General features: G+C 36.3%; 18 protein-coding genes and 3 pseudogenes. 7 read left to right on the forward strand and 14 right to left on the reverse strand.

The genetic code is table 11. The annotated features are described in order from the left end of the window. Positions 1 to 2: 2 nt before the first annotated feature. The 3 genes from H7R46_RS00435 to H7R46_RS00445 form a co-directional block, all read right to left on the reverse strand. Positions 3 to 713 (reverse strand): hypothetical protein, encoded by a 711-nt coding sequence (locus tag H7R46_RS00435; RefSeq protein ID WP_005066662.1) that lies wholly within the window; start codon positions 711 to 713, stop codon positions 3 to 5. After that, complete coding sequence (locus H7R46_RS00440) at positions 703 to 1,374, reverse strand: hypothetical protein (protein WP_227591713.1); 672 nt, start codon at positions 1,372 to 1,374, stop codon at positions 703 to 705. The genes H7R46_RS00435 and H7R46_RS00440 overlap by 11 nt, the downstream gene beginning before the upstream one ends. A gap of 77 nt (positions 1,375 to 1,451) precedes the next feature. Next, positions 1,452 to 1,658 carry a hypothetical protein gene (locus tag H7R46_RS00445; RefSeq protein ID WP_005066667.1) on the reverse strand — a complete coding sequence of 69 codons (207 nt, stop codon included), beginning with the start codon at positions 1,656 to 1,658 and terminating at the stop codon, positions 1,452 to 1,454. A gap of 525 nt (positions 1,659 to 2,183) precedes the next feature. Between H7R46_RS00445 and H7R46_RS19470 the strand changes: the two are divergent. Then, positions 2,184 to 3,283, forward strand: a pseudogene (locus H7R46_RS19470) (IS3 family transposase). 44 nt (positions 3,284 to 3,327) lie between these two features. On the opposite strand, the gene H7R46_RS00460 reads toward H7R46_RS19470, so the two are convergent. Together H7R46_RS00460 and H7R46_RS00465 are read right to left on the reverse strand one after the other, a co-directional pair. After that, positions 3,328 to 5,436 carry a peptidase domain-containing ABC transporter gene (locus H7R46_RS00460; RefSeq protein WP_005066669.1) on the reverse strand — a complete coding sequence of 703 codons (2,109 nt, stop codon included), beginning with the start codon at positions 5,434 to 5,436 and terminating at the stop codon, positions 3,328 to 3,330. A 13-nt stretch (positions 5,437 to 5,449) separates the two neighbouring features. Beyond that, entirely contained in the window at positions 5,450 to 6,220 is a 771-nt protein-coding gene (locus H7R46_RS00465) for an HlyD family efflux transporter periplasmic adaptor subunit (RefSeq protein WP_005066671.1), read from the reverse strand. A 1,207-nt stretch (positions 6,221 to 7,427) separates the two neighbouring features. Here H7R46_RS00465 and H7R46_RS00470 point away from each other — a divergent pair. From H7R46_RS00470 to H7R46_RS00485, 4 genes and pseudogenes are all read left to right on the forward strand, one after another. After that, positions 7,428 to 7,916: pseudogene (locus H7R46_RS00470) on the forward strand (DUF885 domain-containing protein); the annotation flags it as partial. 104 nt (positions 7,917 to 8,020) lie between these two features. Then, positions 8,021 to 8,659 (forward strand): HAD family hydrolase, encoded by a 639-nt coding sequence (locus tag H7R46_RS00475; protein WP_005066675.1) that lies wholly within the window; start codon positions 8,021 to 8,023, stop codon positions 8,657 to 8,659. 23 nt (positions 8,660 to 8,682) lie between these two features. Further along, positions 8,683 to 9,483, forward strand: a complete 801-nt coding sequence (murI, locus tag H7R46_RS00480; protein WP_005066677.1) for a glutamate racemase — start codon at positions 8,683 to 8,685, stop codon at positions 9,481 to 9,483. Between the two features lie 712 nt (positions 9,484 to 10,195). Then, a pseudogene (locus tag H7R46_RS00485) lies at positions 10,196 to 10,490 on the forward strand (hypothetical protein). A 242-nt stretch (positions 10,491 to 10,732) separates the two neighbouring features. Here the strand turns inward: H7R46_RS00485 and glmS are convergent. The 8 genes from glmS to H7R46_RS00525 all read right to left on the reverse strand — a co-directional run bounded on the left by glmS (position 10,733) and on the right by H7R46_RS00525 (position 19,005). Beyond that, on the reverse strand, positions 10,733 to 12,571 hold the full coding sequence (gene glmS / locus H7R46_RS00490) for a glutamine--fructose-6-phosphate transaminase (isomerizing) (protein WP_005066680.1): 1,839 nt from the start codon (positions 12,569 to 12,571) through the stop codon (positions 10,733 to 10,735). Between the two features lie 12 nt (positions 12,572 to 12,583). Further along, positions 12,584 to 13,948 (reverse strand): bifunctional UDP-N-acetylglucosamine diphosphorylase/glucosamine-1-phosphate N-acetyltransferase GlmU, encoded by a 1,365-nt coding sequence (glmU, locus tag H7R46_RS00495; RefSeq protein ID WP_005066682.1) that lies wholly within the window; start codon positions 13,946 to 13,948, stop codon positions 12,584 to 12,586. A gap of 8 nt (positions 13,949 to 13,956) precedes the next feature. Further along, the gene (locus H7R46_RS00500) at positions 13,957 to 14,490 is read right to left on the reverse strand and encodes a phosphatidylglycerophosphatase A (protein WP_005066683.1); all 534 of its coding nucleotides are present in this window, start codon (positions 14,488 to 14,490) and stop codon (positions 13,957 to 13,959) included. After that, positions 14,468 to 15,385, reverse strand: coding sequence for a thiamine-phosphate kinase (gene thiL, locus H7R46_RS00505; protein WP_005066687.1), 918 nt, complete (start codon positions 15,383 to 15,385; stop codon positions 14,468 to 14,470). The genes H7R46_RS00500 and thiL overlap by 23 nt, the downstream gene beginning before the upstream one ends. A gap of 16 nt (positions 15,386 to 15,401) precedes the next feature. Then, positions 15,402 to 15,851, reverse strand: coding sequence for a transcription antitermination factor NusB (gene nusB, locus H7R46_RS00510; protein ID WP_002119137.1), 450 nt, complete (start codon positions 15,849 to 15,851; stop codon positions 15,402 to 15,404). A 3-nt stretch (positions 15,852 to 15,854) separates the two neighbouring features. Then, positions 15,855 to 16,325: a 6,7-dimethyl-8-ribityllumazine synthase gene (gene ribE, locus H7R46_RS00515; RefSeq protein ID WP_002119264.1), complete on the reverse strand. Its 471-nt coding sequence runs from the start codon at positions 16,323 to 16,325 to the stop codon at positions 15,855 to 15,857. 11 nt (positions 16,326 to 16,336) lie between these two features. Continuing rightward, positions 16,337 to 17,458 carry a bifunctional 3,4-dihydroxy-2-butanone-4-phosphate synthase/GTP cyclohydrolase II gene (ribBA, locus tag H7R46_RS00520; RefSeq protein WP_002119278.1) on the reverse strand — a complete coding sequence of 374 codons (1,122 nt, stop codon included), beginning with the start codon at positions 17,456 to 17,458 and terminating at the stop codon, positions 16,337 to 16,339. Positions 17,459 to 17,697: 239 nt separating this feature from the next. Beyond that, positions 17,698 to 19,005 (reverse strand): hypothetical protein, encoded by a 1,308-nt coding sequence (locus H7R46_RS00525; RefSeq protein ID WP_080564099.1) that lies wholly within the window; start codon positions 19,003 to 19,005, stop codon positions 17,698 to 17,700. Positions 19,006 to 19,064: 59 nt separating this feature from the next. Here H7R46_RS00525 and serB point away from each other — a divergent pair, with 59 nt between their 5' ends. After that, positions 19,065 to 20,288, forward strand: a complete 1,224-nt coding sequence (serB, locus tag H7R46_RS00530; protein ID WP_005066692.1) for a phosphoserine phosphatase SerB — start codon at positions 19,065 to 19,067, stop codon at positions 20,286 to 20,288. Between the two features lie 23 nt (positions 20,289 to 20,311). On the opposite strand, the gene H7R46_RS19445 is transcribed toward serB, so the two are convergent. Then, positions 20,312 to 20,584: a hypothetical protein gene (locus tag H7R46_RS19445; RefSeq protein ID WP_025465982.1), complete on the reverse strand. Its 273-nt coding sequence runs from the start codon at positions 20,582 to 20,584 to the stop codon at positions 20,312 to 20,314. A 113-nt stretch (positions 20,585 to 20,697) separates the two neighbouring features. Here H7R46_RS19445 and aciT point away from each other — a divergent pair, with 113 nt between their 5' ends. Further along, positions 20,698 to 21,033 carry a ciprofloxacin tolerance protein AciT gene (gene aciT, locus H7R46_RS00535; protein ID WP_002119105.1) on the forward strand — a complete coding sequence of 112 codons (336 nt, stop codon included), beginning with the start codon at positions 20,698 to 20,700 and terminating at the stop codon, positions 21,031 to 21,033. Positions 21,034 to 21,164: the final 131 nt, after the last annotated feature.

The raw sequence follows: 21,164 nt of genomic DNA on the forward strand, positions 1-21,164 counted from the left end.
ATTTATCCTCTAGGAGTAAATCCAATTGTTAAAATTCCAATTGACTCATTAACAGATAGTTGTGATCTTCCATGTACTATGGAATCACCATAAGTAATCATTATTTCTCCAGGCTTGAAATAATATTTTCTCATTTTTTCTCCATTAATATCAAATACATATAAGAAAGAATTTTTATTTCCCACTGCTTCATGCCATAGATTTATATTTACATTTATCGAGAAACTTGTTGTATCTACATGCGCAGCCAATCCATCTCCAACTTTCTCATAAAATAAATAGCTTGCTATTCCTGTTGGAGTTGATTGCGTAGTATAAGTAGTGACAAGTTCATTTAGCTCATTTGACAATGCAATTCTATCTGCAATCGTTCCTCCTAATCCTAAATAATGTCCAATTTGTTTAATTGCTCTTGGTCGTACTTCATTTTTTGCTTCATTAATAAGCTGATTTAGCAATTTATCAGTCATGAAGCTAGGTCTTCCAAAGTAATTAACCCCGGTTTCAGAAATTTTATTATGATTTTGAATTCTTGAGATCAAATATGCATACTCTTTGAATAAGGATAGTTCTTCATTATTCTTTGGCAATACTCCATTTGGACATATTTCCTGGATAGCCATAGATAAACTTCCTCTTAATAAGGCTAACTCCTTAGAGTTAAGTTTATCTTTAATTTTTAAAATTGATTCAGAAAAACTTTCAATTACCATTTAATATCTCCAAATTTTTTAATGGGAAGCCATAGGACATAATGCATACTTCCTCTCCTTTCTTTAAAGTAGTTCTTGCATGTACAGTTGTTTTTGCCCAAAATATTATATAGTCACCTGGTTTTAAATTTAATTCTATGGGATCTGATAACATTGGATATAAAATTAATTTTGATGAATCATTTATATTGTAATTATGCTTTAGCATAATAATCATGTTTATACAGAAATCTTCAATATCTATATGTGGATATGCTAATTCACCTTCATTATAAAAATTATAATTACTATTAACCTTTCCATTAAATTTTATTTTATTTTCTTTGAAAATTGTTTTGATAAAATTTTGAAAACTACTGCTATTAAAAAATTTTTTTGACTCAGAACTAGCAATATTCCATCTATGTGCTTTTTTAGGAACAGTTAGACAGTTTTTTTTTAATAATTCCGCCTCTTCACTTAAATATTTAAGCTGTTTTGAGTCTAAGAAATCAAGATGGCCTCTAGAAATTATTGAATGACCAATTTCTTCATTCATTAGTCTAATTACTTGAATAGCAACTCTTAAATAATCTGGAATATCATACCATTTTATATATATTTCTCTCTGTAAATCAGGAATTACAGCCAACGCATGTTTAAATATCTCTTCATTACTCAAAGTAGAAACCATCCCTTTTTTTATGTTAATTAAACTATAAAAGCTATTGTTAATAGCTTTTATAGTCGAATCTTTCTCTACATTTGATGTATAGACATTGGCTTGGCGTATGCTCCTCCTGAAACTAACACGGCTTCTTCTTCAGATAGGGTTTCTCCACGTTTCTTAGCTAACACTAGCATTTTCTTTAATGCGGATTCAGCCTCTCCATTAATACCTTCATTAGTTAGTTTTTCTTTAATTGAATCTAACGCATTTTCTTGATGTATTGCATTTTTTTTCATAATAAATTTCCTTTAAATAATAATGCCAAAAATATGGCACTTAATTTTTTATCATAAGTTAAAAATATATAAAATATTGTTTTTAATTTTATTGTTATTTTATTGTATATTATTTTATAAAGCCTTAAAAATTAAGTAGTTTAGCACTATTTAATTCAATAATTATTTTAGTGCACCATAATGTTGCAATTATAAAATGTGTTTTATTAGATGATAAATAATTTTAAAAAATATAATATTTAATATATTTGAGGGGTGTTTTAATGGTGCAATTATAAATGTATTTCACTAAATAATATTTAAGAATCAATATACTATTAATTCGGTTGCAAGGTACCATAATAGTGCATTTTGATTAAATATTTATAGTAGTTTATGACCTTGTTGCGTAAATATTTAAAAATTTCCTCTTTTCTAACTAATTCTAAGTTACAACTTGGGTGAAGGGCTTACTTGATTCTTGATCTGGACTGTCATTACTCTCCTAGATAAATATCATCTATTCTTTTTGCATAAGAAAATATTATGATTGGACAACGATACACCCCAAAATATAAAGATGAAGCCGCTAAATTGATTACAGGATGTGAATATTCTGTCACTGATGTAGGAGAACGTTTAGGTATGTAAAAGCACAGCATTTATAAATGGCTAAAGGTGCAACCACTCTGATGAAAGTGAACTGCTCGAGGTAAAGAAATAAATCCTGTGCCTTACAAGTCAGCTTAAACAGATTGAAGAGGAATGGAATATCTTAAAAAAGGTCGCAAGATACTTTGCAAGCATGTCCGAGTAAAGTATCAGTTTATCCTTGAATGCAGCCATCAATTTAAAATTAAAACGATGTGTAGGGTTCTTAAGATTGCTCTTGCTCTCTATTATGCCAAGTTGCATGAACTTGAATCAGGCAGAACTATTAAAATAAGCGGTTATTGCAGCTCATCCATTCTTCTTATGATGCCAGTTATGACATCTACGGTTATCGTCATATCACGCTAGATATTTTAAAGAGCTAGGTGAAAGTTGTGAGTCTTCGCGTGCTGACGACCATGAGGAATAATGGCAGGATATAAGAAGTATAAAAGCATGTCGTGGTCGTCCTCAGATTGTGCCACCTATTCGTTTAAATTGAAAATTTGTTGTAAACACACCTGATACCTTGTGGGTGAGTGATCCTAGATCCACATCTACCAAAGTGGGTCATATCTGACTGTGGTTCTCGATTTATATTCAAGGAAATTCATCGATTGGTGAATTAAATCTACGCTTGCCAAGGATATCGTTTTAGATGCACTGTTAATGGCGGTATGGCGACGCAGACTCAATGAACCCAGATCCATACACTTAGACCAAGGTTCAAATACAACAGCAGAGACTGGCAGAAATTCTGTCAGAAGCATAACTTGGCCCCAAGCATGGGCTGTAGAGGGAACTGTTGGGATAATGCTATTGCTGACTCTTTTCTAGCAACTTAAAGAAGGAAAGAATTAAAAAGAGGGTATGAAAAACGAAAAATGGCCCATGCGGATGTGTTTCATTATATCGAGATGTTTTACAATCGGATCAGGTGTCATTCGCATCTCGATGGGATGAGTCCAGAAGCCTTTGAGTCAACTTCAAAATGAGGCTGTTTCATGTCAAGCATACTGGGAATAGTCCAATTTTAACTTTATGAGTTCATAATATCACTACGTAAAATTCCATCTTCAATTATTAAGACTCTATCAGCGGAATTTATAGTTTCTTGTCTGTGAGCAATAATAAATCTAGTAATTTTTAGCTTTTTGATAAGATTATTAACCTCAAACTCTTTATATATATCTAAATTACTTGTTGCCTCATCAAGAAAAAGAATCTTTGGTCTTTTATAAAGAGCTCTAGCTAATAAGATCCTTTGCTTCTGCCCACCAGATAATACGGTCCCCATCTCTCCTATAAGTGTATTATAACCCATACTTGTATTGATTATCTCCTCATGTATAGCTGCCATTTTTGCACACTCTTGAATCCAGTCTAAATTTGAGCTGGCATCAAAAAAAGATATATTGTCTGCTATGGATCCTGAAAAGAGAACATCTTCTTGTAATACCGTACCAACCAGTGATCGTATATTATACAAACCTAATTCTTTGATTTTATGCTCGCCATAAAATACATCACCTGTTGTAGGAGCTAGAATACCAAGCAAAATGTTCAATAAAGTTGATTTCCCACTGCCAGAGGCACCAGTTATGGCAACTGATTGACCATATGGTATTTCGAATGTAATATTATTTAGAATGCTTTTTTCATAATTAGAATAACTAAATGAAATATTTTTAACTTTAATTGATAACTTATTTGAATTTATTTCCATAAATTCTTGAGGATAAATGATTTCGGGTTCAGTAAGGGAAATATCTCTTAATCTATCGTTATGTAATTTTATTGTACCGATTTCTGATAACTTATCAATTAAAGCAGTAATTCTATTTGTAAAAAGTGTTTTGTAAACGACGAATGCAACAAGAGAACCTACACTCAATTCATTTTTTAATACTAGCAATGTGGCTAAGTATATAATTACAATATTTTCTAGTCCAAAAAGAAAAATTCTAAATTCTTTAGTGATTATGTTTATTTTTTCTACTTGTATTTCAGAGTTAATTTGGTTAGTAAGTAGGGAAAACCATATAGATTTTCTTTCAATTTGAGCATTAAACGTCTTAATAGTTTTTACCCCACGGATAGATTCAAGAAAATGAGAGTTCTGTTTTGCAGTATGTATAATGCGTTCTTCATTTTTGTATTTTTGTGGATAATAAAACACTATTTTAATTACTAAATAGAGGATCGTGAAAATAAAAACTATACTAGTTAATAGTGGTGAGTAAAATAATAGTAAGCTAAGTATTAAAATTGACATAATTCCATCAAATATGGCTGTCATAAAGCTTGATGTTATAGTATTCAATATGGTGTTGATTGATCCAAATTTCGAAGCAATATCGCCAATTGATCTTTTTTCAAAAAAATCAACTGGTAAATCTAGTATCTTTGAAACAATATTGGCCTGCCATTTTAGACTAATATTGAATTTCATGAAAATATTAAGATTTTCTCTTGCTAAATCCAATATTACTTGAAATGCTAAAATAAAAACGAAACTTAATGCTAATATTGACAGTGAACTTTCATTCTGAGTAGGAATAATTTGATCGATAATCCATTGTAATAATTGTGGATTTAGTAAGATAACTAGTTCTAGACTTAATGAAATAAAGAAAATTTGTACTAAGACTGATTTAATCCCTATTATTTCATTAAAAAAATTATTAAAGTTTGATTTTTTAATCTTATATTCATTATTTTGGGAGTTAAAGTTTGGTTTTGGCCATATTTCTAAAGCTATACCTGTAAAACTTTTTGAAAAATCTTCTGAATTAATTTTTCTAACACCTATTGCAGGATCATGAATTATATAGTTATTATGATTTATTTTAGTTAAAATAACAAAATGATTGAACTCCCAGTGTAAAATACACGGTAAATTAATGTTTTCTAAATTTTCTATATCAATTTTTATTGGTCTTGTTTGAAGTTGCAAATCATCAGAAATTATCATCAGCATATTCAGTGAAGTGCCTTGTAATGATATTTTATATTTGTTTCTTAATGTGATTATTGAGATGCTTTTACCATAGTAATTTACAATCATTGCTAAGCATGCTAAACCACATTCAGCCGATTCATGTTGTAGAATAACAGGAACTTTTCTCTTCAAACTAAAATTTAACATTTAATCGTAACTCTTAATTTTTAAAGGGGGTTAAGATCCACGCAATAATTTTTTTGCGATCTTGTTTAATTTCTGCTGTTAATGTCAATCCAGCTCTTTCCTCTATTTTATTTTCATAATATTTTTTATTACTTTCTTTTATTTTTACTTCTATCAGGAAGTAGATCTCCCCTTTTTTATCATTATTTAGAATCAAGTTATCGGGATCTATGTCTGATGCAGAATATGCCATATTTGAAATTTTGTATATATATCCTTCTCTCATTCCGTAGGTTTGATATGGATAAGAATCATATTTTAATAAAACTTTATTATTTATTTTAACTTTTGAAATGTACTGACTTTCTAAATATAGATTTATTTTTAATTTGTTACTAGGAGTTATTATCATCATAGTTCTTTCTTTTTTTTGAAATTTATTAGCTATTGAATTAATTATACTTATTGAGCCCTCCACGGGGGATCTTATTTCTTTTTTATAACCATTAATTTCTAAAGTGTAAAGTAAATCATTTTTTTTTACATGATCTCCAACTTTAAAATATTGGTTTTTGATTAAACCTGACTCATTAGTTTGTATTTTTATGTATCCATCTTCTGGTAAGGTTATTCCCTTTACACTGATGTATCTTGTGTACTCTCCAGTAAAAAGAAATGTGGCTATGAGTGTTGTTGTTAATAAAAGAAGATATATATATAATGTTTTTGAGAATGGCCTAACTAATGAAATATTGCTAAAATTTTTATTACTTTGATTTTCGAGTGCTTCTTTTCTATATATCATTAAATTAAACCTAACCTAAATATACGATATTTTCATGCTATTCTAAAATGAATTTTTAGTATGAGTTTAGAATACCTATTAAATTTTTACGAACAAATCATTATATTAAGGATGTAATTGTATCCAAATAATAAGTAAATATTTCGCTAACTTAATTATATAGATGAATTGTTGAGATTTAAATAGACTGTATCTGAATAGTGATTTATTGGCCTAACCACTTATAGATTAAGAAGTATTGAAATGTTATATGTTTTTGAAATGCTTGGATTTAATATTCTTTCTAATCCTTGTAACCATTCATTAAATTCAGTTAGCTCTTCTAAAGGTTTGGGATGCCTTAACGTATAAGTAATTCCGAAATCTTGTAGACGTTCAGCAGAGGGCCATCGAAGAGGGCTTTTAACAATTTTTTAGCAATATGTTTAAAATTATGACTTCAATTATTGAGAGCATGGATTTATACAACTAATGTTTAGATTGGTTTGTGTTATCAGTGAGATCAATTTCTAATATTGCATATCATTGATTCACTATAGAGAGTCTAATTTCAAGTAGGTATTTCCATCTAATGTTCAATGCAAATGTGAATGTCCAACTTTTTAGAGAAAGTGTAGTTTTTCTTCATATTTTAGATAATGTTTCAGGGTGTGGTCTGTAAAGTCGAAATTTACTTTTGATCTCAAACCATTGATAATATGAGATGCATTTAGAATAGGGAGTATGCTTTATAAATGGATTGCCAGCATAATTCCCAATACTAGGTTGGTATTCCTTAACATAACAATGACTTTATTACTCATTCGATTCATCCTTATTCGTGAATAAGTTAATGGCTCATCACCTTCACTGAGTAAATCGTGGTATAAAGGGAAACGTAATTTTAAATTCTCATTAAGTTCATCAGATGACTTCTTCCGCTTTGGCGTAGAAATTATTGATCTGATTATCTTACGTGATTTGGGGCTTCATAATTCGTGTAGCAGTATCAATAGAACTAGATGTTGTGCCTTTTATTTAGAACCTTTCATGGTTTTGATTATTGTGAATCTCGCAGATTCGGCTTTCTGTTTTCGTGTAGACGATAGTATTTCGGTACTTACTTGTTGCTTAACATTCATGACTTTTTGTTTTAGATTATATTGAGCTAATTCGTTTTTTATATTTGTTTATCAAATTTTTTGGGGCACTATTAATTTGCCAAACTTCCCAAAACCTGCCAAATTTGCCGATGTTCCGAAAGCAACCTAACCATACCGCTTATATTGAAGGTTGGACTCTTTACGCAGAGCAATTGGGTAAAGATGTTGGTTTCTATAAAGACCCGCTTTCAGACTATGGAAGACTATCGAGTGAGTTGTTCCGTGCTTGCCGTTTAGTGGTTGACACTGGGGTACATTATAAAAAATGGACCCGTCAGCAAATGATTGATTTTATGCGAGAACACTCTGCTTTAGACGAGCCTGATATTCAGGCAGAGGCAGATCGCTATATTGCTATTCCTGCCCAAGCATTAGCGTATAAGATGGGACAACTGAAAATTTTAGAGCTTCGAGAGCTAGCCAAACAAGAGCTCGGAGACCGTTTTGATATCAAAGCCTTCCATGACATGATTTTAAATGCAGGAACATTGCCTTTAAATATTCTGGATGCGCGTATTAAAAATTGGATTAAGGAACAAAAAGTGGCAGCTTAAAATAAAATTCAAAATTTAGGTCAGGTCCTCGTTGGGCCTGATTTAAAAACCAATAGAAAACAGAATATAATTATAAAAAATATATTTTATTTCAGAACTTTAAAATGGAAAAATCTTTAAAAGAATACCAAGCTATTATTTTTGATATGGACGGTACTTTAGTCGACTCCTTTAGCTTCTTTTTAGGTGCTTTAAATCAGCTTGCCAAGAAGCATAAATTTAAATCTGTAGAGCTACATGAAGTAGAGCAGTACAAACATCTTTCACCAAAAGAAATTATGAAAGAGATGAATGTTTCTAGGTGGAAACTGCCTTGGATTGCCAAAGATTTCATTCGTTTAATGAAAGAAAGAGACCAAGAAGTTTACATGTTTGAAGGCATGCGGGACCACTTAATTGAACTACATAATCGGGGATATACGCTCGCAATTATTACTTCAAACTCTAAAGAAAACTGTCAAAGTCTTTTGGGTGCAGAGCTATGTGAGCTTTTTGCTCATATTGATGGTGGCTCGTCTATATTTGGCAAAGCTAAACGAATTAAGCGTGTTCTAAACATTTTGAATTTAAATAAAGAGCAGGCCATTTATGTCGGAGACCAAACGACTGATGGCGAAGCTGCACATAAAGCAGGCATTGATTTTGCTGCGGTAGGTTGGGGGTATACATCGGCTGAAAAATTAAAAACCATTCAGCCCAAAGTCGTGCTCAATGACTTGGCAACCATGAAAGAATTTTTCTAAATATATGAAATGCAGGACAAACCATGAATAACAATAACAACCCGATTGGAATGATTGATTCTGGTTTAGGCGGGCTGTCTCTATTTAAGTACATTCGGCAGGCCCTTCCGAATGAAGACATTATCTATTTCGCTGACTCGAAATATGTCCCGTATGGAGACAAAGAAAGCGACTGGATTGTTTCACGAACCACGCATTTAATTTCAAATCTAGTTGCACAGGGTAAATGTAAGGCGATCGTGATTGCTTGTAACACCATGACGGCTGTAGCGATTGAAACAATCAGAGCACAAATTAGTGTTCCACTTATTGCGATAGAACCAGCGGTAAAACCCGCGGTAGCAATGACTGTGAGCAAGCATATTGCTGTTTTGGCAACTGCCACCACAGTGAAGGGCAAAAACTTAAAAAGTTTAATTGAAACGTATGCCCAAGATATTAAAGTGTCTTTGGTGCCTTGTATTGGCTTAGCCGAAAAAATCGAAACGGGCAAAGCGCATACAGCGGAAGTTAAGGATTATTTGAAAAATATTTTGGCGCCGTTAGTCGAGCAAAAAGTCGATACGATTATTTTAGGATGCACACACTATCCATTTGTCTCAGACACGATTCAGGAAATTGTAGGCCGTGATATCCAAATTATTGAGCCTTCGGAAGCTGTAACAGCGCAATTAATTCGGCAGCTCAAACAATATCATTTAAGTTCTGAAAGTCCAAATGAGGGGAATCATATTATTTGGACCAGTTCAGACCCGTTGGAAGTCGCAGACGTGACTTTTTCTTTGTTAGGTACGCGTTTACCCGTAAAAGCTATAGAAAAGTAAACTCTAGAAAAGATGATAAGAGGTATATACTTATCATCTTATATATTTATATAAACTGTTAAATTAAAATTAACGATAAATCAATTTTATTAACTAAGTATATACAACTCAATTTTATATTTTAAATTTTATTAAAAGCTGCAAATATAATAGATAGGATAATATTATATAAACATTAATTAAATTATTATATTTAAACTTTTTTATTAAAATAAATTGACGTTCTTTATTATACCGATTATTATCTCGTTGCTGGCCTACATTGCCAGACGGTTTTGACAGACCGTAAGTCCCCATAGCGGATTATAGTTCTACTATAAGTCGTTAGACCCTTGCGTCCCCTTTCTTTGCGGTAGGACGGAAGGGGGACGCCCCGTGCGTGCTGGTCTCTATGGGCACCAGTCTGTCAACCCTCTTTCGTTCTGCCACCCTAATCAATTGACGGTGATTTGGTGGTAGGACTCCATTTTTAAGGAGTTGGCCATGCCACAATTTAAACTCATTTTCTCTCTCATTTAACTATTTTATTTATTTAAAATTGGGATTCTTTCAACCTGATTTTTTAAATTTATAAATTATTTTATTTTAAAATATAAATTATTTTATTTTCCTTTTTTATGGGAGGATTAGCTGTTATTTAAAAAATTATTTTAATATTTAGATGAATCATATTTTTATTTTATTTAAAGATATAAAAAATCATGAGAATAATATGAAACTTCATAAATTTATATTGTTTTTAAACCTTGTGGTCGGTGCTTACGGTATTACAAATGATGACGCCAATGCTCAGCAGGAATTTAAAAGAATTTGCTTGTCAGGTGAGCACATGCTAGCCAGTTGCGATTGTATTTGCCAACAGCTTGCGCAGGTGTATTCATCTCAAACCGTACAACGTTTAAAACACACCAGTTTGCAAAGTCCTGTTCTCCCACAGGACTTTGCCCCTAACTTGTTTAGCAGCATTCAACGCTGCGATAAAACTCAAATGGGCTAAGTTCGCTTAGCTTCTTTATCTCTGTGTCGCAATGATCTCTCAAACTTTAAATCAGCGTAAAAGTAAAAAGTCGGTTGTGACACAGAGTCCTAGGGGAGTGTTCTCAGCTATAAAAATCGACTTTCTTTCATGCGAAAGCGTCTATATAACTGTATGAAGGCAATAAAAAGCCCGATAGGCAATTAATGCATGTCGGGCTTTCTAATCAACAGAAGCTATCTACACCTTTTATGGCATAGATAGCATGTCTGATTATTCTACAGTTACTGACTTCGCCAAGTTACGTGGCTGGTCAACGTCCGTACCACGTAATACAGCAACGTGATACGACAACAACTGAACTGGCACGCTATAAACGATTGGAGCTAGCCATTCGTTTACTGCTGGAATATGTACAACATGTTGACGGTCCTTTTCATTGATTCCGCTATTTTCGTCAGCGAAAACAAATAACTCACCACCACGTGCCTGAACTTCTTCCATATTTGATTTGAGCTTATCAAGCATTTCATCATTTGGAGCAAGAATGACGATCGGCATTTCACTATCAACAAGTGCTAATGGACCGTGTTTTAACTCACCAGCTGCATAGCCTTCGGCATGAATATATGAAATTTCTTTTAGCTTTAATGCGCCTTCCAATGCGATTGGATAATTCGTACCACGGCCTAAGAATAAGCAGTGATTTTTTTCAACGAATAATTCAGACAAACGCAAAATTTCTGGATCATACTTAAGCGTATCAAGAATAACTTTCGGGCTGTGCCATAACTCACGTGTAATTTCTTCAAGCAGAGCAGGGCTAATACGTTGTTTCACTTGACCAATTTTCAAGATTAACAACATAAGTGCAGCAAGCTGAGTCGTAAACGCTTTAGTTGAAGCAACACCAATTTCAGGACCAGCAAGCGTCAATAAGTGATGATCAGTTTCACGAACCATTGAAGACGTCGCAACGTTACAGATAGTCAAAGTCTGAATATCGATATTGTTTGCTTTAGCACGTTTTTGAGTTTCACGTAGTGCAGCTAAAGTATCAGCAGTTTCACCTGACTGTGAAATACAAATATAAAGTGTATTTTCAACAATTACAGGAGTGCGATAGCGGAATTCACTTGCGATTTCAACTTGGCAAGGCACGCCAATCAGTTGCTCAAACCAATATTTCGCAATCATTCCTGAGTGATAACTTGTACCACACGCAATGATTTGTACGCTTTGAATTTTATTGAAATCTGCATCAGCATTTTTCAAGAAATCATCACGTAAGCTATTGCCATCAAGCGCTTGAGAAATTGTTTGCTTGATTGCTTCTGGTTGCTCATAAATTTCTTTGAGCATGTAGTGTTTGTATTCACCTTTTGATGCACTACTTACGGTTGCATCAAGCTCTCGTACTGGACGCTCAACGCGTTCGCCATTTGCAAATACTTCAATTGAAGTACGAGTAAGACGTGCAATATCACCTTCTTCTAGGTACATAAAGCGGTTAGTTACAGGCAAAAGTGCAAGTTGGTCTGAACTAATAAAGTTTTCACCAATACCTACACCAATCACGAGTGGTGAACCTTCACGTACAGTAATGAGTTCATCTGGATAATCGCTGTGGATAATACCTAGCGCGTAAGCACCTTTAAGCTGAGGTACAACAGTTTCAACAGCTTCTAAAAGGCTATCTGTACTTTTTAATGCTTCAGCAACTAAGTGTGCAACAACTTCAGTATCTGTTTGAGAAGTAAAAACGTAACCTAAAGCTTGAAGGTCGTCTTTTAATTCTTGGTAGTTTTCAATGATACCGTTATGTACTACAGCGACCTTACCTGACATATGAGGGTGAGCATTGTTTTCAGTTGGTTTACCATGTGTTGCCCAACGGGTATGCGCAATCCCGATAGCCCCCGCAAGTTGGTGTTCAGCGACAGCTTCTGCAAGATTGATAACTTTACCTACACGACGCTCACGTAAAATTTGTTGGTTATTCAGTAAAGCAACACCCGCAGAATCATAACCGCGGTATTCAAGACGTTTTAAACCTTCAAGTAAAATCTCGGTTACACAACGTTGTGCAACGCCTCCGACGATACCACACATACTTCAATCCTCTTATTTTTTAACCTTTTGGGGACGTTGATAATTTGCTTTTGAAATTTGTTGTGCACGTTCAAAGGAGAGACTTTGCTCGGCTACATCTTTCGTAATCACAGAACCAGCACCAACTGTTGCGCCACTCCCAATGGTCACCGGAGCAACCAGCGAGCTATTAGAACCGATAAAAACGGCATCACCAATAGTGGTTTTGTGTTTATTTGCACCGTCGTAATTACAAGTAATCGTACCTGCCCCAATATTCGATTCAGCACCGATTTCTGCATCACCTAAATAGGTGAAATGGTTAGCTTTACTACCCAATCCAATCGTTGTATTTTTAACTTCAACAAAGTTGCCGATATGTACTTCATTTGCCAATTTAGCGCCTGGGCGTAAGCGTGCAAATGGTCCAATTTGAGCATTTTCGCCTACAACTGCGCCATCAAAAACGCTATAGGCTTGAACTTTAGTTCCGGCTGCAATTTTGGTGTTCTTTAAAATACAACCAGCCCCGATTTCTACAAAATCGCCAAGTTCACAGTCACCTTCAATAATCACATTGACGTCAATACGAACGTCATGTCCAACTTTTACAGAACCGCGTAAGTCAAAGCGTGCAGGGTCTGCAAAAGTTACGCCTTGTTGCATAAGCTCTTTTGCTTGCTGTTGCTGGAACTCACGTTCAAGTGCAGCAAGTTGTAAGCGGTCATTGACGCCTTCAACTTCAAAAGCGAGTTCTGGTTGAATAGATGCGATTTCTAGACCATCTGCAACAGCCATTGCTACGATATCAGTTAGATAATATTCGCCTTGCGCATTTTCGTTTGAAAGTTTAGGCAACCACTCATGAAGTTTTGCATTGCTAACACAGTAAATACCTGTGTTGATTTCTTGAATCTGACGCTGAGCTTCTGTTGCATCTTTATGTTCAACAATCGCTTGAATCTTACCTTCTTGACGAACGATACGACCATAACCTGTTGGGTTGTCGACATGTAAAGTAATCATGCCAATGCCCGTTTTACTTGAAACTTCAACAAGTTGCTCTAGCGTTGTTTGACGTACTAAAGGTACATCACCATAAAGAATTAATGAAATCCCGTCTTTAGGAAGTACGGGTAAAGTCATTTGTACCGCATGACCTGTACCTAGTTGTTCTGCTTGTTCAACCCACTCAATATTTTCTTGTGCAAAAGTTTGCTTGACGTGGCCACCACCATGTCCATAAATCGTAATAATATTTTCTGCATGTATTTTTTTTGCTGTTTGAATGACATGTCCTAGTAGCGGGCGACCAGCTAAAGGTTGCAATACTTTAGGTAGTTGTGAACGCATTCGCGTTCCTTTGCCTGCAGCAAGGATAATGACGGTAGTTGACATGAGTAAACCTACTTAAATGGCGTTACGCCCCAGAAAGTAATAAATATGATGATACAGAGTGCCGCCCAAAGCCCTGCAATGATGTCGTCTAGCATGATCCCGAAACCACCAGCAACTTTCTGGTCGGCAACACGGATTGGCCAAGGTTTCCAAACATCAAATAGGCGGAATAAGCAAAAACCAATTAGTGCCCATTGTAACGACATTATATTAAAAAAGATTAAAGGCAGAAGAGTAATTGATTGTCCTGCAAACTCGTCCCACACAATTCGACCATCATCGTGTACATCAATAACTTTTGCAGTTTGACCACAAATATAAATTCCCACCAATGACATGATGAGGATAGCGATCAAGCTTAAGTTAAAGCCAAGTGATAACCAGATTGGAACAAAAAGTAGGGCAAAGGCAGAGCCAAAAGTACCGGGAGCTTTAGGTGCGAGACCAGATCCGAAACCAACTCCACAGAAAACGATGCAGCGGTTGAACCAAGACATGTCCTTAAAATGAATCGGTGGCTTATGCAAAGTGTTGGTATCCATGAATTTGCAATGGGTAATCTGAACCCAAATGCTCAAAAGTTAGTTGTGTTTGCTCAACGATCTCTCCGATCATTGTAATCTTAATGTCTAGTTGTTTTTGCAAAAGTTTTTCATAATTTTGCGGTGTTATTGTAAAACATAACTCGTAATCATCACCACCAGCTAAAGCATATTGCCAGCGCTGTTGTTCTGGTAGTGCTTGTAGTGTTGAATCAATCGGTAACTTTTCTAAAAGTAATCGGGCACCGACCTTTGAAGCTTTTAAAATATGGCCTAAATCTTGGGCTAATCCATCAGAAATATCAATCATACTAGATGCTAACCCCTTCAGCTGTTGTCCAAGCTGACAACGTGGAGTCGGGTAGTCTAGTCTTTCTTGTAATGGATGACCTAGGTGCTGTAAACCATATGCGGCGTCACCCACTTGACCGCTCACACAAACATAGTCACCGACTTTGGCACCTGAACGTAACACGGCTTGTCCGGTTTCAATCCAGCCCATGGCTGTGACGGTAATGGTGAGATGAGGGCCTTGGGTTGTATCTCCACCAATGAGAGCAACCCCAAATTGATTACAGCAGTCATAAATTCCCTGACTGAATCCTTCAAGCCATTCATGATCAATTTTAGGTAGGCTGAGCGCCAGTAAAATACTATGCGGTTTTGCCCCCATTGCTGCAATATCTGAAAGATTGACAGCTACGCTTTTCCAGCCAATTGCATGGGCAGAAGTATCAAGAGGGAAGTGACGTCCAGCAACGAGTGTATCTGCACAGATCACCAATTGTTGGTTTACGGGAGGGGTAATTAAGGCTGAGTCATCTCCAATACCCAAGGTGACATCTGTGTAAGATTGTCTGTTAAAGTATTGGTCAATAATAGAAAACTCAGCCATATCAACTTCAAACCTATTAGTTTGCTTGTTGTTTTTCAGCACTACGTAGTGTTGAACTTAAACGATCTAGAACGCCATTAATATATTTATGGCTATCTGCTCCACCAAAGTGTTTAGCGAGTTCAATAGCTTCATCTAGAACTACTCGGTAAGGTACTTCTAAATGATCACGTAACTCGTAAGCACCCAAGCGTAATGTTGCTAGCTCTACACCATCAAGTGCACTAAGTTCACGGTCAAGTACCGGAATAAGTAATGCATCAAGATCTTCGTGCTGTGCAATCACTTGTGTTAACAGTTCGTGATAGTAGTTTAAGTCTACCTTGTGCATTGCATTTTCCGCACGGGTGCGTGCTTCGATTTCATGTACAGGGTTGTGACTCATTTGCCACTCATAAATACCTTGTACAGCAAAACGACGTGCTTTACGTTTTGCTGCATAAGCGGCTTGCAGTGTTTGAGACATGCTTTAAATTGCCTTTAATAAATTAACCATTTCAATAGCAGTCAATGCAGCTTCGCTACCTTTGTTTCCTGCTTTTGTACCTGAACGTTCGATGGCTTGCTCGATGCTATCAGTAGTTAATACACCATTGATGACAGGCAAGCTGCTTTCTAACGCGACTACACCTAAACCTTTTGCACATTCACCTGCAACGAAGTCAAAGTGTGGTGTGCTACCACGAATCACTGCGCCAAGTGCGATGATTGCATCAAATTGGTTTGATGTAGCTAATTTTTTAGCAACAATCGGGAGTTCCCATGCGCCAGGAGCATGAATAACAGTAATGTTATCTTCATTTACACCATGACGTTTTAATGTGTCGATTGCACCATCCAATAAGTGTTCAACAACAAAGCTGTTGAAACGACCCACTAAAATCGCATAACGACCTTCGCTTGCGAGATGTAATAAACCTTCAATACGGCGAATTGCCATAGCAACCTCGATTATTTCGTTGTGATTTGATCAGCAGTGACATATTCCACTACTTCTAAATTAAAGCCAGATAAGGCATTGAAACGTAATGGTGAGCTGAGAAGCTTCATTTTTTCAACACCTAAGTCACGCAAAATTTGAGCACCGACACCAATAGTTTGATATTGATGTGAAAGTGCTGCATTGGATTTCACCGGTTTTGGCTTATTTAAATCATCCAACGCTGGTCCCAAGTCTTGCAAATGATCTTGTCCGATCCAGACTAAAACACCGCGATCACTCGCTGCAATCGTCTGTAGGGCACGGTCTAAGTTCCACGCAGGTTCACCATCAGCTTTATTTAGCTTAAGCAAATCGCGAATTGGACTAAAACCATGCACACGTACTGTTGTAACACCTTCTTTTGGCTCGCCTTTAACTAAAGCCAAATGAATGTCCGGGTTACCAATCTCACGATAACGATAAAGTTCAAATGAACCATATTCTGTTTGAATGGTTTTTTGATCCAGACGTTCAACCGTTTGCTCATTGGTCATGCGGTAGTGAATCAAGTCCGCAATTGTACCAATTTTTAAGCCATGCTTCTCGGCAAAAATTTCTAAATCTGCACGGCGTGCCATTGTGCCATCTTCATTAATGATTTCACAAATGACAGAAGCTGGTTCAAGACCTGCTAAACGTGCTAAATCACAACCTGCTTCGGTATGGCCTGCACGATGTAAAACACCACCTGGTTGTGCCATTAACGGGAAAATATGACCCGGCTGTACGATATCAGTTGGTTTTGCATGCGCTGCGACAGCAGCTTGAATTGTATGTGCACGCTCTGCTGCTGAAATACCTGTGGTAATACCTTCGGCAGCTTCGATTGATAAGGTAAAGTTTGTACTGTGCTGAGCACCGTTTTGGTCAACCATCAACGGAAGGTTTAACTGTTTACAGCGCTCACGGCTTAGTGTTAGGCAAACTAGACCACGTGCATGGGTAATCATGAAGTTAATATCTTCAGGACGAACATGCGTTGCTGCAATGACAAGATCACCTTCATTTTCGCGATCTTCGTCATCCATCAAGATAACCATTTTGCCTGCACGAATATCGGCGACAAGATCTTCAACACGACTCAGCGGCATTCGCTTTCACCTTTTTTTGTCGTAAGACAATTTCTATTTAATAAATTTTGCATAGTTTACGCTGTTTAGAGAATTTTGCCTATGATTCTGATTTATCCAAATTTGTGACCTCTAAGAATAGATCGAGATTTATTTATACAAATAAATCATAAGAAAATGGAGTATTTTTAAATAAAAGCTATGAATTTAAATAAAAAAACCTAGCCAAAAGGCTAGGTTCTGATGCGCGTAGTTACTTTTTATGAAGCTGCACTACTTGGACTATCATTTTGTGGGATTGATTTTTTCCCCATTAAAATTTCAGTCCGGATATTTTGGGCAAGTTCAGCACATTCTGCATTCATACCATTGATCATAAATGCATGACGTGTCATCACATTGCTTGGGTTTGGCATAGCAACAAGTTGGTAGCTGTCTTGAATTGCTTTGAGCTGTTCATTTTCGAGATATAAAGCAGATTCTTTAGCGTGAAGATGCTGTGCTAAACGTTGAGCAGCTTCTTTTGCATCGATTTGCATAGCTTCTACAGCGTTACATGTTGCACTACGAGTTTGCAGGGCAAAACGTTTATCTTCACGGTAACGTTTATATAAAACATCTGAAAGTAATTGGAATACGGTTCCAATCATAAGCAGACATTCTACGGCATGCGTATGAGAGGTTGAAATCGCAAGTGTCGCACCGTCGGCATTAAACTCCTCTACTACTTCAATATCTGTGAGCTTCAATTGGTAATGCTTAACGCATAACTCAATACTCTTGTTTAAAAAGAGCTGGCAGAGTTTGAAATAAGGAACAGATACCGATTGGTTAACACTGCTTAATAACTGTTTAGGGTCATAAAACTGAATATTGAGTGCCAACGTATGTTGGTCAGCTGAATCTGAAGTTTTTTCGGCTTGTTGGCGAGCTGCTGGTTTCGCTTTAGCTTGTTGCTGAGCTTGTGCAACCAAGGTTACCGTATTTTGTTTTTCTAGAGCCAATGCTTGAGTTAGCTGCTGAATTTCATGCTTCAAGCGGTTTTCTTCATTAATGCGTGCCAAATATTCACTTCGTGTTGGACGAGCAATCGCACGATAGGCAAGCCATAATAAAACATGCAAAAACAGAGAAGCTAAAATTGCAAGCCATTGAGTACGAAGAATTTCTCCAATACTTGGCTGAATCAACGTAACTTCGATAGATCCGACTTTCTTTTCATTTTGAAGGGCATCACGAGCAAAAATTTCGCCTTGGCGGGTTTTTGAAATTCCGCTCGTTGCTAGAACCTGTTTGTTCGCATCAAGAATGCGAATAGACGCAACACTTGGATTGGTCGCATAGCGATTGGCAATCAGAGCTAAAGACACCGTATTAGCAGGTTCAAGCTCGGATAAGCTGTCTGCAACGAGCTGACTGGTCATGAGCTGACCTTGACTCGCACGGTTTTCATTAAGCTGGTGTGTCGTTGCAATGACCAATAAAAAGGTATGCAATGCAAAACTAACGATCAGTAGGCTAGCAAATAGCCCTTGTCTAGGCGCAATCAAGTTAAACTTCCAAGGCAATTATATTGAAATTCGATTATGATTCTTACAATAGTTGTCACTCAGACTAGAGTCAATTCATGCGAGAAATCATTCTTATATCCTTTTTAGGACCGGACCAACCAAACCAGTTTACCCGATTAATGCAAGTACTATCCGTACATTCATTGCAAATACTGGATGTAGGTCAGGCTGTTATTCATAATCAACTTACATTAGGCATTGTGGTCGCTTCTGATAATGAAACTGCAACCGCATTGGCAATGAAAGAGATTCTGATTTTAGCACATGATATTGGCTTAACAGTGCGCTTTAAACCAATCACGGGCGCAGAATACGATCAATGGGTAAGTGAAGGCGGCCGTACTCGTTATATCGTCACGGCTTTAGCCCCAGAACTCACTGCTGCACATTTACAAGCGGTTACACAAATTGTGTCTAGCCAAGGCTTTAACATCGAAACGGTAACGCGTTTATCAGGTCGTGTCGACTTTGAAAAGGATAGCGCATTCCCACGCCGTGCCTGTGTACAGTTTGGTTTAAGTAGCGGCCCAACTTTAGATGCACAAGCTATGCGTGCTGCTTGTTTACTTCTTTCAAGCGAATTAAATATCGATGTTGCTGTTCAAGAAGACAATGCTTATCGACGCAATCGCCGTTTAGTGTGTTTCGATATGGACTCAACCTTAATTGAGCAAGAAGTGATTGATGAGTTGGCGATTGAAGCAGGGGTAGGCGCTCAAGTTGCTGAAATTACTGAAAGAGCGATGCAAGGTGAGCTTGATTTCCAGCAAAGCTTCCGTGCACGTGTTGCATTATTAAAAGGGCTTGATGCTGCTGTTTTACCTAGAATTGCAGAGCGTTTAACCATTACCGAAGGTGCAGAGCGTCTTATCTCGACCTTAAAGGCACTTGGTTATAAAACGGCAATTTTATCTGGTGGATTCCAGTATTTTGCTGAATATTTACAAGGCAAACTCGGTATTGATGAAGTTCACGCTAACATTTTAGATGTGCAAGACGGTTTCGTAACAGGCGAAGTGAAAGGTGCGATTGTAGATGGTGCCCGTAAAGCTGAGTTATTACGCGAACTTGCAAATAAGATGGGGATTTCTCTAGAGCAAGCGATGGCAGTAGGCGATGGTGCAAACGATTTACCGATGCTTGCGATTGCAGGTTTAGGGGTTGCTTATCGTGCAAAACCATTAGTACGCCAAAACGCAAATCAAGCGATTTCAAGTGTTGGTTTAGATGGTGTGCTTTATTTACTCGGTATGCATGATAAAGATTTAAATCGTGCTTAACCTATATGGATAAGCTTTAAGCGTTACTTCAGAGTAGCGCTTTTTTTATGCAGAATAGTCATAAAAACAAGCAAGTTATGACAAAATTTTGCACAGAAAAAAGGCAATAAAAAAATCTGAAAAAAACTTATTTTGGTCCTTAAAAACAGCATATTTTTTTGTAATGACACGCCAGAATTGATGCCATATAGGGAATCGAACTTTTTGAATTTTACAAAAATGTAATGACAAAAGAATGTTGCGACAAAGTATGTCGCATTAAGAAAAAACGGGTCTTTTTTTCTAAAAAAAAACATCCATAATGCATCGTAAGCTTCAACACAAATCATGAATTAAAGTTGTTTTTGGAATGAGGTCGGGTATTAAAGACCGAATGTTTTTAGACGTTTTCATTAAGACGGAGGTTTCTATGGTAACAGCGAATTTTGCCGCTATCGCCGGATTCAGCTTAATTGCTGTCGCGCTTGTTGCTGTGTTCTTTTCTCCTTACCGTCGTTGGCTTGGTTTTATGCTTGCAGGGATGTTCTTTTGGGGGCTATTGGAAGTGGTCCGTTTTGGAGTTCAAGTCACTTTTGAAATGCCAGTCACATATAGTTATTTAACTGCATTAAGTCTAGCGATGGTAATGGTTACATTTATTTTGTTACGTGAGGATAAACAAGCACAAAAGGCATTGGCAAATCGCCAATATATAGAACACACGCCAGTATATGAAGATGATCAGCAGCAATGTTCTAGCCGATAATTAAATTGTTATCTAACGGTAAAAAGGTATGCACAGCATGCCTTTTTCATTTACGAAACGTGATTTTTATTATACAAAGCATTTATTAAAAAATAGCCAGTTATGCTACGATAGATGGGTCTGTTGACGTT

This window comes from Acinetobacter sp. BEC1-S18-ESBL-01 (assembly GCF_014169935.1).
In the GTDB taxonomy this organism is placed as follows: Bacteria; Pseudomonadota; Gammaproteobacteria; order Pseudomonadales; family Moraxellaceae; genus Acinetobacter; species Acinetobacter pittii.